Origin of the sequence: Marinomonas sp. A3A (assembly GCF_018336955.1) — a bacterium.
GTDB classification, from domain to species: Bacteria; Pseudomonadota; Gammaproteobacteria; order Pseudomonadales; family Marinomonadaceae; genus Marinomonas; species Marinomonas lutimaris.
Map to the genome: position 1 here is coordinate 3513699 of NZ_CP025532.1, position 14100 is coordinate 3527798.

General features: G+C 43.0%; 15 protein-coding genes. 4 read left to right on the forward strand and 11 right to left on the reverse strand.

What is annotated here, in order from left to right; translation table 11 throughout:
* Window positions 1-101: 101 nt before the first annotated feature.
* The 6 genes from CYL31_RS16435 to CYL31_RS16460 all read right to left on the reverse strand — a co-directional run bounded on the left by CYL31_RS16435 (window position 102) and on the right by CYL31_RS16460 (window position 5537).
* Window positions 102-716, reverse strand: a complete 615-nt coding sequence (locus CYL31_RS16435) for a UPF0149 family protein (RefSeq protein WP_212916249.1) — start codon at window positions 714-716, stop codon at window positions 102-104.
* Between the two features lie 74 nt (window positions 717-790).
* Window positions 791-2689, reverse strand: a complete 1899-nt coding sequence (parE, locus tag CYL31_RS16440) for a DNA topoisomerase IV subunit B (protein ID WP_212916250.1) — start codon at window positions 2687-2689, stop codon at window positions 791-793.
* A 132-nt stretch (window positions 2690-2821) separates the two neighbouring features.
* Entirely contained in the window at window positions 2822-3403 is a 582-nt protein-coding gene (locus CYL31_RS16445; RefSeq protein ID WP_212916251.1) for a YqiA/YcfP family alpha/beta fold hydrolase, read from the reverse strand.
* A 49-nt stretch (window positions 3404-3452) separates the two neighbouring features.
* Window positions 3453-3935 (reverse strand): DUF1249 domain-containing protein, encoded by a 483-nt coding sequence (locus tag CYL31_RS16450; protein ID WP_212916252.1) that lies wholly within the window; start codon window positions 3933-3935, stop codon window positions 3453-3455.
* Complete coding sequence (yihG, locus tag CYL31_RS16455) at window positions 3932-4912, reverse strand: 1-acylglycerol-3-phosphate O-acyltransferase, YihG family (RefSeq protein ID WP_212916253.1); 981 nt, start codon at window positions 4910-4912, stop codon at window positions 3932-3934. Before yihG ends, CYL31_RS16450 begins: the two co-directional genes overlap by 4 nt.
* 4 nt (window positions 4913-4916) lie before the next feature.
* A complete protein-coding gene (locus CYL31_RS16460) occupies window positions 4917-5537 on the reverse strand; it encodes an NUDIX domain-containing protein (protein ID WP_212916254.1) in 621 nt (206 codons plus the stop codon).
* Between the two features lie 127 nt (window positions 5538-5664).
* On the opposite strand from CYL31_RS16460, the gene CYL31_RS16465 reads away from it, so the two are divergent.
* From CYL31_RS16465 to pseF, 4 genes are all read left to right on the forward strand, one after another.
* On the forward strand, window positions 5665-6246 hold the full coding sequence (locus CYL31_RS16465) for a DNA-3-methyladenine glycosylase I (protein ID WP_212916255.1): 582 nt from the start codon (window positions 5665-5667) through the stop codon (window positions 6244-6246).
* Window positions 6247-6370: 124 nt separating this feature from the next.
* Window positions 6371-7366: a UDP-N-acetylglucosamine 4,6-dehydratase (inverting) gene (gene pseB / locus CYL31_RS16470; protein ID WP_212916256.1), complete on the forward strand. Its 996-nt coding sequence runs from the start codon at window positions 6371-6373 to the stop codon at window positions 7364-7366.
* Entirely contained in the window at window positions 7353-8540 is a 1188-nt protein-coding gene (gene pseC, locus CYL31_RS16475) for a UDP-4-amino-4,6-dideoxy-N-acetyl-beta-L-altrosamine transaminase (protein WP_212916257.1), read from the forward strand. Before pseB ends, pseC begins: the two co-directional genes overlap by 14 nt.
* A 3-nt stretch (window positions 8541-8543) precedes the next feature.
* Window positions 8544-9266 carry a pseudaminic acid cytidylyltransferase gene (gene pseF, locus CYL31_RS16480; RefSeq protein WP_212916258.1) on the forward strand — a complete coding sequence of 241 codons (723 nt, stop codon included), beginning with the start codon at window positions 8544-8546 and terminating at the stop codon, window positions 9264-9266.
* Here pseF and pseG read toward each other — a convergent pair.
* The 5 genes from pseG to fliS are packed head-to-tail and all read right to left on the reverse strand — an operon-like array spanning window position 9241 to window position 14092.
* Entirely contained in the window at window positions 9241-10236 is a 996-nt protein-coding gene (gene pseG / locus CYL31_RS16485) for a UDP-2,4-diacetamido-2,4,6-trideoxy-beta-L-altropyranose hydrolase (protein ID WP_212916259.1), read from the reverse strand. The two genes, pseF and pseG, sit on opposite strands and share 26 nt — an antisense overlap.
* Window positions 10233-11264, reverse strand: coding sequence for a pseudaminic acid synthase (pseI, locus tag CYL31_RS16490; protein WP_212916260.1), 1032 nt, complete (start codon window positions 11262-11264; stop codon window positions 10233-10235). The genes pseG and pseI overlap by 4 nt, the downstream gene beginning before the upstream one ends.
* 2 nt (window positions 11265-11266) lie before the next feature.
* The gene (locus tag CYL31_RS16495; protein ID WP_212916261.1) at window positions 11267-13375 is read right to left on the reverse strand and encodes a motility associated factor glycosyltransferase family protein; all 2109 of its coding nucleotides are present in this window, start codon (window positions 13373-13375) and stop codon (window positions 11267-11269) included.
* The gene (locus CYL31_RS16500; protein WP_212916262.1) at window positions 13365-13658 is read right to left on the reverse strand and encodes a hypothetical protein; all 294 of its coding nucleotides are present in this window, start codon (window positions 13656-13658) and stop codon (window positions 13365-13367) included. The genes CYL31_RS16495 and CYL31_RS16500 overlap by 11 nt, the downstream gene beginning before the upstream one ends.
* Window positions 13658-14092 (reverse strand): flagellar export chaperone FliS, encoded by a 435-nt coding sequence (gene fliS, locus CYL31_RS16505; protein ID WP_212916263.1) that lies wholly within the window; start codon window positions 14090-14092, stop codon window positions 13658-13660. The genes CYL31_RS16500 and fliS overlap by 1 nt, the downstream gene beginning before the upstream one ends.
* Between the last annotated feature and the right edge of the window lie 8 nt (window positions 14093-14100).

A 14100-nucleotide genomic window follows, 5' to 3' on the forward strand; every position in this document is an offset into this window, starting at 1 on the left:
CGTTCTAAAACGAAAAAACCGTGATCTGATTAGATCACGGTTTTTTTCTTGCTGTTATAAGCAACGTACCTATAAAGCAGTTTTTAATAAATAATTAAAACCTAATGCAATACGCGAGTTTCTTTGTTTTTTGTACCAGTTTGCATTTCAGGATGATAATGCTGCACCAAGCGTAATATCGATGGCTCTAAGGTTTCTCGCCAGAAAGTCACTTCTGCTGCAACCATAGTTTCAAGCTTTTCCCAACCGGCTTCAGTACCAAATAAACGCACTGGCGCTAGAACCTCATCGAAAAACTCTCGATCACCGCCAATTCCTAAACCGATCAGTTTAGCACCACGAATAAAGCCAACACACCATTCTTCAACTAATAAAGTATATTCACCATCAACTTCTTGCTCTAAATACACTGGATAAAAATCCCCAAACAACAAGCTATTCATGGTTTCCATATACATGATAAGTACAAGGCTCAAGAACTCGTCTTCTTGTTCGGTTGACTCCCAAACAGGCTGATCTTCGTCCGCGCCCCAAATAGCATTCAACCAAACATCAGGCTCTAACTCTTGCACAGAGCAACCCAGTGCCGTTAAAAAGCCATCTAACTCCGATACACACATCAGTGAGCGATCTGTCCCAAAGGTCAATAAATAGTGGTCTATTTTTTCGTACAGGACTTCTTCGCTGATGACATCATCGTCTTTTTCTTCAGACATTCATTCGTTTCCATTTAGTTGAGCTATACATATATTTTAGCTTGCTTGGGCAAAAGCGATAAATTATTGATTCATTAATCAATAATTGCCAAGTTACCGTAGGTTTCTAGCCAGCTTTTACGATCACCTGCGCGTTTTTTCGACAGCAGTTTGTCTAGAAGCTCATTAGTATCCGGCTTGTCTTCCATGGTGAGCTGGATTAAGCGGCGCGTATCTGGCGCCATGGTAGTTTCACGAAGCTGTGATGGGTTCATCTCACCCAAACCTTTAAATCGCTGTACGTTTGGCGTGCCACGTTTGTTTTCGGCGGCGATTTTGTGCAAGGTGATGTCTTTTTCTTCGTCATCTAGGGCGTAGTAAACTTCTTTGCCAATATCGATTCGGTACAAAGGCGGCATGGCAACAAAGACATGTCCGCTGTTTACCAAGGCTGGAAAATGGCGAACAAACAAGGCGCAAATTAGCGTTGCGATGTGTAAACCATCCGAGTCGGCATCGGCCAAGATGCAAACTTTGCCATAACGCAAGCCACTCAAGTCCTCATCACCTGGATCGACACCAAGTGCTACGGAAATATCATGAATTTCCTGAGAGCCAAGCACTTGGTTAGAATCTACTTCCCAAGTGTTTAATATTTTTCCTCGTAGCGGCAAAATAGCCTGGAAGTCTTTCTCACGAGCTTGTTTGGCAGAACCGCCTGCAGAGTCCCCTTCCACAAGGAAAAGCTCGCTTCGAGACGAGTCTTGCCCAGAACAGTCCGCCAATTTACCTGGTAATGCAGGGCCTTGAGTTACTCGTTTACGAACGACTTTTTTACTGTCTTTTAGGCGTTTTTGTGCGCTGTTAATCACGATGTCGGCGATTTTTTTACCGTCTTCAACATGTGTATTCAACCAAAGACTAAAGGAATCTTTTACTGTCGCGGAAATAAAGGCCACTATTTGACGAGACGATAATCGTTCTTTGGTTTGACCAGAAAACTGTGGCTCTTGAATTTTCGCTGATAACACATAGCTACAACGATCCCATACATCTTCTGCGGTTAGCTTAACGCCACGAGGTAAGAGGTTGTGGAAATCACAGAATTCACGAATTGCTTCTAGCAAGCCTGTTCGTAAACCATTGACGTGAGTACCGCCCTGCGCCGTTGGGATCAAGTTGACATAACTTTCTGTTACCAACTCGCCGCCTTCAGGCAACCACTGTACCGCCCAATCGACCCCTTGCGTTTTTTCTGTCAAGCCGCCAATAAAAGGCTCGTCTGGTAACAACACAAAACCCGCATTGGCCTGCGCTAGATAATCTTTTAGACCATCTTGATAAAACCATTCTTCGCGAGCTTCTTCGCTGCCGCTTTGATCAATAAAAACAACATGAAGACCAGAGCAAAGAACCGCTTTGGCTTTCAGCAAATGTTTTAAACGAGACAGAGAGAACTTAGGGCTATCGAAATATTTGGTGTCGGCAGTGAATTTTACTTTCGTACCGGTGTTTTTCTTACCAACAGTGCCGACTTCTTTTAATTCTGAGGTTTTAAAACCATTTTCAAAGCCAATGTGGTACTGAATGCCGTTACGTCTTACCCAAACTTCCAACGACGTAGACAAGGCGTTAACAACCGATACACCGACACCGTGCAAACCACCTGAAAACTGGTAGTTATCGCCAGAAAACTTACCACCAGCGTGAAGCTTTGTCAGGATCAACTCAACACCCGATATCCCCTCTTCTGGGTGAATATCGACTGGCATGCCTCGACCGTTGTCTTCGACGCTCAAAGAACCGTCTTTGTACAAGATAACTTCGATACGATCCGCATGGTTAGCCAAGGCCTCATCGACGGAGTTGTCGATAACTTCTTGTGCTAGATGGTTTGGCCGTGAGGTGTCCGTATACATTCCTGGGCGTTTTTGTACAGGTTCTAAGCCACTAAGAACTTCTATCGATCCGGCGTTATATTCTTTTGCAGACATGCGTGTTTTTACTTCCAAGTTGATCGTGAAATACAGGTTTCAGTCGCTGTATTACGTGCGAGTGTAAATTAGATTGGCTAGAGTCTATCACTGGTTTTACGCAGTGTGAAATAGTCCAACAAAAGCAGTAGCTTACTCGGTTAATATTTCAGCAAAACGAAGAATCTCAGCGGAAAATCGTTCAAATTCAGTAAAACTGTGATCGCCTTTTTCTTCGTGAGTAAGTCGTGCTGTTTTAGGAAAAGCCTTAAGTGCTTCTTTATAATCCAACACTTCATCACCTTCTTGAACCATAAGCCAATAAAAATCAGCAGTTGGTTCTGTAACAACCAATTGCTCAAGCTCTATCATGTGCGCTTGAGTTAATTCGTATTCTTCATTGGTATAAGGGTTGAGTTGCGGACCAAGAAAGTCTTGTAACAATACGGGAGCTTGTACCGCAGGATTCACCAAAATGGCTTTCACACGATACTTTTCGGCAAGATATGCCGCATAAAATCCACCAAGAGAACTACCAATTAACGTGATTCCTTGTTGTTGATTGGCTTCAATAATGCTTTCTAGCTGCTTAATGGCTTGCGCTGGCTGCCAAGACAAACGTGGCGAAATAACCGCATCAGGCAAGCCCATTTTTTTCGCAGCCTCACCTAGCACCGTCGCCTTATGGGAACGTTCAGAGCTATTAAAACCATGGATATACAATAAAGCAGTCAAAGGATCTCGTCTCTTTACTTAGGTTAAGTTATCAGGGTAAAAGCTAAGATCAGGCAAACTGAAAAGACAAGGTGTTACTCAGCCTATGACCATGCTTCAAACACAGCTCCAACAAATCTGCCAGTTGCTGATTTAAACGAAATTTCTCGTCTCGATGCAGCATGGCATCATTTGGATAAGGGTATGTGCCACTGTATTGTCGGTGACCATCAGTAATTTCAGCAATGCCTACATCATGATACAAGCGCACGGTCATGGATAGTGTCGTCTTGAACAGAAGTTTTTTAGGAATTTCAGGGCCAAACTCTAATGCAATTTCAGAGGTGAAACGGCTTTCTTTGCCAAGCGTTAAGCATAATCGACTCTCTTGATCACCTGCACTATGAACGGAAAAATTCCAAGAATCCATCTCTTCTTGACCGCGCATGAGTTTACCTAAACGACGATAATTCAACTCGCCGAGCAGCTGCAAACTCACCAAATCTGGCACATAGTGTTTCGATGTTTTCTGTGTCTTCATAGTATCTGTCATTCTTGTGACGTGTTTCCTTTTGAAAAATCTTGTTCTGAACCATCAACAGAAGCCTGTCTTAAGGCGACAAGTTGGTGGTTCATACGAGTGTCTTTATCGTGCCAGTATAGATTAAACCAAGTAAAAAAGTGTTCTCTGTCCTTTCCAGACGCTTGGTATTCAGGCATTAACATGGTGTCAGGAATGGCTACTTCTCGCACCATGACCTTAACTTTTCCAATTCGCCCACACAGTAAATCCCAGCCTGTTACTGTCTTTTGTTCATATAAAACATTGATATCAGTAATGCTTTTTATGGCCTCAGGCATAGTTTGCAATATAAAACCGACGCCACCTGCTTTTGGTTTAAGCAAACAACGATAAGGCGATGCTTGCTGTCTATGTTTAGCCTCGGTAAAACGCGTACCTTCAACAAAGCTCATGATTGAGTTTGGACGCTTAAGCAAGCGCTTACAAGAGCGTTTTGTGGTGGCTAAATCTTTTCCCGCTAATTTTGGATGCTGTTGAATTTGTCCTTTAGTATAGCGTTTCATAAAAGGAAACCCCATTATGTAAGCAGCCGATCCGACAAACGGCAACCAAATGAGGGCTTGTTTCATAAATACTCTTGGTAAAGGACGACGGCCTTTGAGCTGGGCAAAAATCACAAACACATCAACCCAAGATCTATGATTCGCAATGATCAAGTTCCAATGATCAAAATCTGCTTTCATGGTGTCATCAAGTTCCCACCTTACACCTAAGATGTTTTGAAACCACCACTCACAAGAAGCCACCCAACCATCATACAAGCGATTGAAACAACGCTCTGCAAAATTCTCATAGCGGGTATTTTTTAACACTAATAAAGGCGCAACAAGATGAACCAATAAGGTCCAGAAAAGTACGTTGCCACACATAAAAACAAAAGAAACGAGACCTACAACTGGCTGCAACAAAGTTTTCTTATTTGTAAAAATGGCTGTGTCTGACTTCATTGATTTAAGCGCTCCAACGTTTTACGATATCGCTTTTGTTTAATGCAAACCACTGCAACCCCATGATAGTGCTGGCGTTTTCTACATCATTCTTAAGCAAAGCAATAGCATCGTCGGACGAAACAAGATGTAATTTGATGTCTTCATTTTCTTCATCTAAACCATGAACTTTTGTGGTATCCACAAGGCTCGAATCAAACTCTCCCGCGTACATGCGTAAGTACTCAACCAATCCACCCGGTGACGGCACAAACTTAAACATGTATTCAAGGCGCTTTACCGTCACGCCGGCTTCTTCGAAAGACTCACGGCGCGCCACGTCTTCATCGCTTTCACCTTCTTCCACCATGCCCGCAACCAATTCCAGTAACCAAGGCGATTCGCTTCTCAACACAGTAGGACGAAACTGTTCTATTAATAAAATTTTGTCGGCTACTGGATCAAACAACAACACACATACAGCATCGTTTCGCACCATCATTTCGCGGGTCATGGGTTGGCTCCATTCACCGTTAAACTTCTTATGCTTCAAAGTCAGTTTGCGCATTTCGAAAAAGCCCTTGTAAAGACATTCGTCGGCTAATACCTCAACATCTTTTTTGCTATACGTCGGTTTAAACTTCATATTATCTCGTCCTAAGCAGACCACTATTTCAAATAAGGTCTGATATGATTAATTAGCAACTCAGGCAATCACTTTTTACAAAAGCCATTATTACAAAAGTCGCAATGACAAATTTGGAGTGTCGTAAATGGAAAATATACGTTGCGCTTGGTGTTTAGGATCTCCCGAATACATTCATTATCATGATACTGAATGGGGAATCCCTATTTATGATGACCAAGCGTTATTTGAATGTATTGTACTAGAAAGCGCTCAAGCAGGTCTAAGCTGGATTACTATTTTACGCAAACGAGAAGGTTATCGAGCGCTTTTTCATGGTTTTGACCCAGTTAAGGTCGCTAACATGACCGAAGCTGACGTAGAACGCTTATTAATGGATGAACGTATCGTTCGCCATCGGGCTAAAATTGAAGCCACCATTAACAATGCCAAAGCCTTTTTAAAAATTGCCGACGAATTTGGCTCGTTTCGCCAATATTACTGGGCATTTAGCGACAACAAAATCATTGATAACCCAATCAATAATCATACTGATGCTCCCGCTGTCACCGAGTTATCGACTCGTTTCGCCAAAGACTTAAAGAAAAGAGGTTTTAAATTTCTTGGCGCCACGACTTGTTATGCTTTTATGCAGGCCACGGGCATGGTTAATGATCATATTGCAGACTGTGTCTCGCGGAAGAAAAATAAATTGATTAAACAGTTATAATCAATAGCAGTTCCTTGATTTCATTAATGTTTAGCCTAAAGTAGTCGATATAGTAAAAAGATTCTTTGTACAATGTCCATGCTCATTGGGCTTTCAAATTCCATTATTTAGTTTGGTAAAAAACATGTTTAACAACAAAAGCATTCTTATTACTGGTGGCACGGGCTCTTTCGGTCGTCAGTATGTGAAAACACTATTGGCCAACTACCAACCTAAACGACTGGTTATTTATTCTCGTGATGAGTTGAAGCAGTACGAAATGCAGCAAGATTTTGATGCTTCTTGCATGCGCTATTTTATCGGTGATGTTCGAGACAAAGATCGTTTAACTCAAGCCATGCGAGATGTAGATTTTGTCATTCACGCTGCGGCACTGAAACAAGTTCCAGCCGCTGAATACAACCCGATGGAATGTATCAAAACCAACATTCATGGTGCTGAAAATGTAATTGCTGCAGCGATTGCTAATGATGTTGAAAAAGTCATTGCGTTATCCACAGACAAAGCCGCTGCACCAATCAACCTTTATGGCGCTACCAAGCTTGCTTCTGACAAGCTGTTTGTTGCCGCCAATAATATGGTCGGCCAAGGTCGCACGCGTTTCTCTGTGGTTCGCTACGGTAATGTGGTTGGTTCACGGGGCTCTGTTGTACCGTTTTTTCAAAAGTTGGTTGCTGATGGCGCAGAATCCATCCCGATTACTCACCCAGACATGACACGTTTTTGGATCACTTTGCCAATGGGTGTGGATTTCGTATTGAAGAACTTCCAACGTATGCACGGTGGCGAAATATTTGTGCCGAAAATTCCTTCTGTGCGCATCATGGATTTGGCAGCGGCTTATGCCCCAAACATTCCAACCAAAGACGTTGGTATTCGTCCCGGCGAAAAGCTCCACGAAGTGATGTGTCCTGGGGATGATTCTTTTCATACTTATGAATTTAAAGATCATTATGTGATTTCGCCAAGCATCAAGTTTTATCAAGACGATATGGATTTTGCTCACAACCGTTTAGGCGAAACGGGCGAGTTGGTTGAGCCTGGCTATGAATATCAATCTGGCAGCAATCCACATTTTTTAAGTATTGAAGAGATTTTGACCTTCGATGACGCACACTGATTTTATTCCCTACGGCCGACAATCCATTAGCGAAGACGACATTGCTGCCGTCGTAAAATCGCTCCGTTCTGACTTTTTGACCCAAGGCCCTTGCGTCAGTGAGTTTGAGCAAGCTATTTGCACAAAAGTCGGCGCCAGTTATGCTGTGTCAGCAAACAGCGCCACATCGGCCTTACATCTAGCCTGCTTGGCATTAGGTGTTGGGGCAGCCGATACGGTTTGGACATCGCCTAACACCTTTATTGCTTCCGCCAATTGCGCTCGTTATTGCGGTGCTAATGTAGATTTTGTCGATATTGATTCTCGCACCTACAACATGTGTGCGAATAAATTGGCTGAGAAATTAGCCATAGCAAAAACACAAGACAAATTACCAAAAGTTGTGATTCCGGTGCATTTCGCGGGTCAATCCTGTGATATGGAAGCCATTCACCTTTTATCGAAAGAATATGGTTTTCGCATTATAGAAGACGCTTCCCATGCCATTGGTGCGAAATACCAAGACAATTACGTGGGCAACGGAGCATTTAGCGACATTTGTATTTTCAGCTTTCATCCAGTGAAGATCATCACCTCGGCTGAAGGTGGCATGGCAATTACCAATGACGAACAACTTGCTAAGCACATGCGTACGCATGCTCAACAAGGTACAACCAAATCTGTTGATGAATTAACGCAAACGCCTGGAGATTGGTATTATGAACAACACACGCTGGGCTTTAATTACCGCATGACGGAATTACAGGCTGCTCTTGGTTTATCACAATTATCTCGCTTGGATGACTTTATCGAACGTCGCCATCAGCAATTTGCCAATTATAAGACCTTGTTAAAAAACTTACCTATTACCTTACCTTATCAAGCGGATGATAATTACTCAGCTCTGCATTTATTTCCAATTTTATTGCCAGAACATAACAAGACCGCGAGAAAAGGCGTGTTTGATATTTTACGTCAAGCAGGAATTGGTACTCAGGTGCATTACATCCCTGTGCACACCCAACCTTATTATCAAGAGCTAGGATTTAAACAAGGCGACTTCCCTATCGCGGAAGATTACTACGCTCGCACACTGAGTTTGCCGCTTTTTGCCGACTTAACTTATGCTCAACAAGAGCGAGTGGCACTGATCTTAAAACATGCCTTAATTGCTAATCGTGTAATGAGAGCCTAAACAATGAAAAATAGCGCTCTTTCACAAGAAAACCAAAAGCCCTATCGAGTTGCGGTGATTCCAGCTCGTGGTGGATCTCAGCGCATTCCTAGAAAAAACATTCGTTTGTTAGATGGCAAACCTTTGATCGCTTATTCCATCGAAACGGCGACTGCTTCAGGGTTATTCGATCGCGTTATTGTTTCTACCGATGACGCAGAAATTGCAGAAGTCGCACGCAAATTTGGCGCAGAGACTCCGTTTTTTCGCCCTGCCGATTTGGCCGATCATATGACAGGTACAACACCGGTAATGCAGCATGCACTGCGTTGTTTGATTGATGAAGGCAAAATACCAGACCAAGCGTGTTTGATTTATGCGACTTGCCCAATGCTGACACCAGAAGATTTGCAGCAAGGCTTGGTACAACTAGACCAAAACACAGCATTTTGCTTTTCAGCCACTACCTTTGCCTTCCCGATTCAAAGAGCACTTCACCTCAAAGAAAACGGCGAATTGGCGCCCATGTTCCCTGAACATATCGGCAAACGCTCACAAGATTTGGTGGAAGCTATTCATGATGCGGGGCAGTTCTATTGGGCGAGCACTCAAGACTGGTTTGATGAAGAAATATTTGGCCCTAAATCCAAGCCTTTATTATTACCAAGACATAGAATTCAGGATTTGGACACAGAGGAAGATTGGTTGCGCTTAACGCAAATTATGAAGCTGCAAAATATGAGTTAATGGTTTTTGCTACGCGGTTGGCACCATCACAATCAACTAAGCTACGAGCCGTTTTACGAGCATTTTCTTGCCACTCAATATCCAGCCAGCAACGATTCACGTCTTCGACTAACTGCTCAACGCGTTGCTGCCGAACTTCTTCCGGCACATTATCAAAACGAATAGAACGACACCAATCTAGTGGAACATGCTGCTCCAATGAGCGAGTTTGATTGTCTGCGACTTGAGCAAAGACTGTCGGCACACCCATGCAAGCCAATTCAAACAAGGTGCCACCAGCGGCAGAAATAGCCATCTTGGCTTGCTTCATCAAAGGCGTGACATCCGCTAAACCTTGCTCAAAAGCGATACTATTATCATTGCAAAATTTGATCACTTGGTCGGCATTTTTGGCATTAGCACCCAATAGAACCTGAATGTCTTTCGTAGGAAAACCTGACGCCAGCAAGGCGTTTAGAATAGGCAAAGTTAGAGTAAGCGGGTCGGTTCCGCCAAGGGTAATAAGCAGTTGCTCAGGGTTGCTTACATGCTCTTCTACGTGTTGAAAAGTGGGTCTTAATAACGCATAAGAACTTCCAGTTAATGGAAGTTCTACCCGTTGGGAATAGGTTTCTTTCAGTGGATTTAGGAGCCATTTACAGGAGAATTCGCCCCGATCATTCATATCATCCAACACCAGTAAGTTCGGCTGGTATTGATGAAGCTCGGTAATTTCTTCGGCGCTGTAGCCATAATGATCTAATACCACTAGATCAACTTGTCTCGCCAAAGCTAAAAACTCAGACTTACACCCTTCTGACTCGCCACCAATCAAACAGTCTTGCTGAGAGGCAAAGGCCTGATACCGACGATCAACCACAAACTGACAGTGCCAGCCCAGTTCGTTAAAAGAATGGACTAAGGCTTGGCAGCGAACTCTATGTCCCATGCCGATTTCGACAGAGGCATCGGCTCGCACCAAGAGTTTCACGCCATCATATCCCAAGCAAGCGGCTGGCCTTTTTGCGCATCTGCCACTAATTTTTTACCTAATACTTCTGGCCAATATTTAGGCGCAAGACCAAACGACGGACGAATGATTTTCAGATGCTCTTCGGTCAATATGGTGCCAGCGGGTAAATCCACTGCCACATAAATAGAGCGACGGTATTTCTTCGCTGCTTGCTCGGCATCTGAGCCGCCATAAGTCACCGTACCAAGCGCTGCTTTTGCGGCCCGACAAGCAACTACCAGCGCTTTCATTTCATCTGGCTCCATGGAGAATTCTGCGTCCACACCACCAGCACTGCGATCTAACACAAAGTGTTTTTCAATCACGGTTGCGCCCAAAGCTGTTGCAGCAACAGCCGCGCCCAGACCTTTAGTATGATCAGACAAGCCAACAGGACAACCGGTTTTCGCTGCCAAATCGGCCATAGTTACCAAGTTAGAATCTTCTATTTTGGAAGGATACGTACTGGTGCATTTGAGTAATGTTAGCGGATTATCGCCAATGGCTCTGATGGTTGCGACGGCTTCGGCGATTTCTTCTTCGCTTGCCATGCCGGTCGACATGATAATCGGCTTGCCCGTTCTCGCTACCGCTTGAATTAACGGAATGTCGGTCATCTCAAAAGACGCGATTTTATATAAGGGCACGTCGATGGATTCTAAAAATGCCACTGCGCTTAAATCGAACGGAGAACTAAACGCCACCAAACCTAAAGACTCTGCCAACTCGAATAACGGCTTATGCCATTCCCAAGGTGTTGAGGCTTTTTTATACAGGTCATAAAGATTGGAACCGCGCCACAAGCTATCACTTTCGGACACCATAAATTCGCCGTGGCGAACATCTAACGTCATGGTATCTGGTGTATAGGTCTGTAACTTGATCGCATCTACACCCGCATCAGCTGCGGCATGAATCATAGCTTTAGCGAGTTCCAAATCTTGGTCATGGTTGCCCGATAACTCAGCAATAATAAAAGGCATTTTTTCAAACATAGCTTCGAACATAATTAACCATTGTAAAAAGTGACTAGGTGATCATTACCTTGATCCACATACTCTGACGCTTGCTGGAGCATGCTTGGCATTTCCTCAAGAAATTCACACCATGGTGCAAATAAATGACGGGCACGAGCCACGGCTTCTGCTTCGTCCTGATACTTAAACAAAAACTGCACGATCAAAAAGGTGGAGTATGTAAAAGAACCAATTAACAAATCATAAATATGGCGATGAATACTGCCCTTCAAAAAATAAATCTGACGATGATGAGACCAAAATAAGTCACATACTTGCTCGCGTGTTGTTATTGACTCATCCCAGCCCTGTTGCAGCGTCCGGCTAATCTTACGGAAGTCATCCACAGAAATAAGCTCATCGGCTGATTGGCCGACTAACGACTCTGGCGGCTCGGTAAAAAATACGCTTTCTAGAATATCGATGACTTTAGCGTGATCAATTTTAGGGTCCATGATGAGAACATCTTCAAACCGTAACGGTGTTACGCCTTCGATTTTTGCCCCATCAGATAAATTAAAACTGGCAAAATTACGGCGTTTATTCAATTGTCGAGTAAGGGATTCCAACTGAACTCGTGAAGTATCCATAATCCCTGTGGCATAAATTGTGCCACCAAAGTTTCCTTCACGCTCTACCAATTTAGCTTCTTGGAAAGTTTGGAATCCAGATTCTTTGCCGTCTTTATAATATCCACTGTGAATTGAGTGGTGGCTGCCTTTGTCTTTGAAGCCATTGTCTACACCAAGATAATAGACATTATTAAAACCAAAGAGATGAACATAAGACAATGCCAAGTTAGCAACCACGGGATTACAGTAGTTCAGCTGCACGTATTCTTTGCTATCACCATGGGACCGCGCTTGGCTTAACATTAAAGAGGTTATGGCTTCGCCTGGTTTCATCGCCATGCCTGAGCGTTTAAAGCAATCAAACAAGCCTGGATGCATGACGTTTACAGACAAAGCCCAAATTTTATCTAAGTAGTCTTGATCTAAAAACTGGAACTTATCAACCGTTTGCTTAAGGCGTTCAATATCTACATGAATATCAGGCGTCACACCTAACTTTTTTAAGGTATTAATGGTTGAGCCACAGCAAATTAGCAAAACTTGATCTCGAACTTCTTTGACTAACTCAATGCCTTGATCAAGAGATGGGCCATTCCCTAGAATGAAAACAGGAATATTACTCACCCATTTAGGTAACGCTTCACGACTCTGAAAATGAGCGACTTTGGTTTTAGGCAAGGATTTCAAACCTTGTGCAACACCAATTAGAGCATCATCAAAAAAACCCCAACCCATCACCTGACGAGCATACTGCTTTTTAAAATAATCAATCGCCAGATCATTTTCAGGGCTGCCATAACCGACATAAAGATAAGTTTCTGGCGCCATGAAAAAACCATTTTCTTCTAACTGACGAAGATATTTTTCGGTAAATTCTTCTGGGCTCACTCCTAAAAAGAAATGAATGGTACGGCCATCACGGTTACAGATTTCTAAAATATTCTGCCACTCAATGGCAAACAATGAGTAATAAAAAAAATCCAGATCACACTCATACAGATAAAGGTGTTTTATCTCTCGCTCAGCAAGAATCATTTCAAGCTGATAACCAAACTCCACCCCAAACAATATTGCAGACCCAACAAATTCAGGCCAACCGCTTTGTGGCTCTAATCCTGCCGATTGCAACTCAACTTGATCTAGTATTTTATTACTATAGTACACATGGCGACTTGGATGATTGGCTGTGCGTTCTAAATTCAATACCGTTTTATTAGGCTTGATAAAGGCTCGGTTTACCCTTTCGGCAGACTGAGCTCTTGGTTTTTTAGAAAAAAGTGGCACACCAACATCTTCACGGTAAAGATTAAGCTCACCGCTTTCTTCCATGTAAATATGACGTTTTTTAGGCTGATAATCTTGAAAGGATTCAAATATGTGAGGCATGATCTGAGAAAACACGGTCATGTTTCTTAGGTATCGTTCAGTCAACTCTTGATCATGCTCTTTGAGGCGTGATGCACCTCTTTCAAACAGCGAAGCGAATGCTTCAGCCTGATCAAGAGAGGATAAATTTTCCTCATTCTGCATTTTTCACGCCTTTGTACTTATTCACACTCTTACGAGTTTTATTAGTTTGGTAAAGTTGTTTTTGCATTTCCGCATGAACATCACGAATAAACCGAATAGCGGATTGATGAACCAATATGAAATGCTTTATTCGCTCATTATCCTTTGCCGTAGAAAGCGGTTGAATGGAGCGAATAAAGGCATCATTTTCTTCACATAATAGCTGTATTTTTTCTACGTCTTTATCAATAACACTTTGTTCTAATGCGGCACTCAACTCAGTTAAGTGAGACATATCAAACATTAAACTGCTCCAACTCGAGCTTCAGTCTGACCTTCATAAGCAGCTTGCTTATCGGCTGTAGATATTTGATCCCAAGCACCTTTAATTTGCAAAATAAGACCCATTACTTGATCAAGGATACTCGTGTCTTTAGCAATGCTGGCTTCAGTGATACGAACTATCATGTATTCGTAAAGTGACTCAAGATTATCCACAAGCTCTGGATTAACGTCACGGTCTAATGCGTCTCTTAACGCATTAATAATTTCACTAGCGCGAGTTAATGCTGCGGCTTTTCCTTCCCAGTCTGAACGTTCGATACAACCTTTGCCTAAAGCTAGCTTTTCAAGCGCGCCTTGCATTAAGAGCTGAATGACGCGATGAGGGTCAGCCGAGGCTAAGTCGGACTTAATTGAGTCCTTTCTGTAGGCTTGGATCCCTTTACTCTTGTACATAAACAACC

Bases quoted from the DNA above. Each gene is read 5' to 3' on its own strand.
- CYL31_RS16460 (WP_212916254.1), bottom strand. From the start codon at position 5,537: ATGAAGTTTAAACCGACGTATAGCAAAAAAGATGTTGAGGTATTAGCC.
- fliS (WP_212916263.1), bottom strand. From the start codon at position 14,092: ATGTACAAGAGTAAAGGGATCCAAGCCTACAGAAAGGACTCAATTAAG.
- yihG (WP_212916253.1), bottom strand. From the start codon at position 4,912: ATGAAGTCAGACACAGCCATTTTTACAAATAAGAAAACTTTGTTGCAG.
- CYL31_RS16495 (WP_212916261.1), bottom strand. From the start codon at position 13,375: ATGCAGAATGAGGAAAATTTATCCTCTCTTGATCAGGCTGAAGCATTC.
- CYL31_RS16465 (WP_212916255.1), top strand. From the start codon at position 5,665: ATGGAAAATATACGTTGCGCTTGGTGTTTAGGATCTCCCGAATACATT.
- CYL31_RS16435 (WP_212916249.1), bottom strand. From the start codon at position 716: ATGTCTGAAGAAAAAGACGATGATGTCATCAGCGAAGAAGTCCTGTAC.
- pseC (WP_212916257.1), top strand. From the start codon at position 7,353: ATGACGCACACTGATTTTATTCCCTACGGCCGACAATCCATTAGCGAA.
- CYL31_RS16500 (WP_212916262.1), bottom strand. From the start codon at position 13,658: ATGTTTGATATGTCTCACTTAACTGAGTTGAGTGCCGCATTAGAACAA.
- parE (WP_212916250.1), bottom strand. From the start codon at position 2,689: ATGTCTGCAAAAGAATATAACGCCGGATCGATAGAAGTTCTTAGTGGC.
- pseB (WP_212916256.1), top strand. From the start codon at position 6,371: ATGTTTAACAACAAAAGCATTCTTATTACTGGTGGCACGGGCTCTTTC.
- pseI (WP_212916260.1), bottom strand. From the start codon at position 11,264: ATGTTCGAAGCTATGTTTGAAAAAATGCCTTTTATTATTGCTGAGTTA.
- CYL31_RS16450 (WP_212916252.1), bottom strand. From the start codon at position 3,935: ATGACAGATACTATGAAGACACAGAAAACATCGAAACACTATGTGCCA.
- pseF (WP_212916258.1), top strand. From the start codon at position 8,544: ATGAAAAATAGCGCTCTTTCACAAGAAAACCAAAAGCCCTATCGAGTT.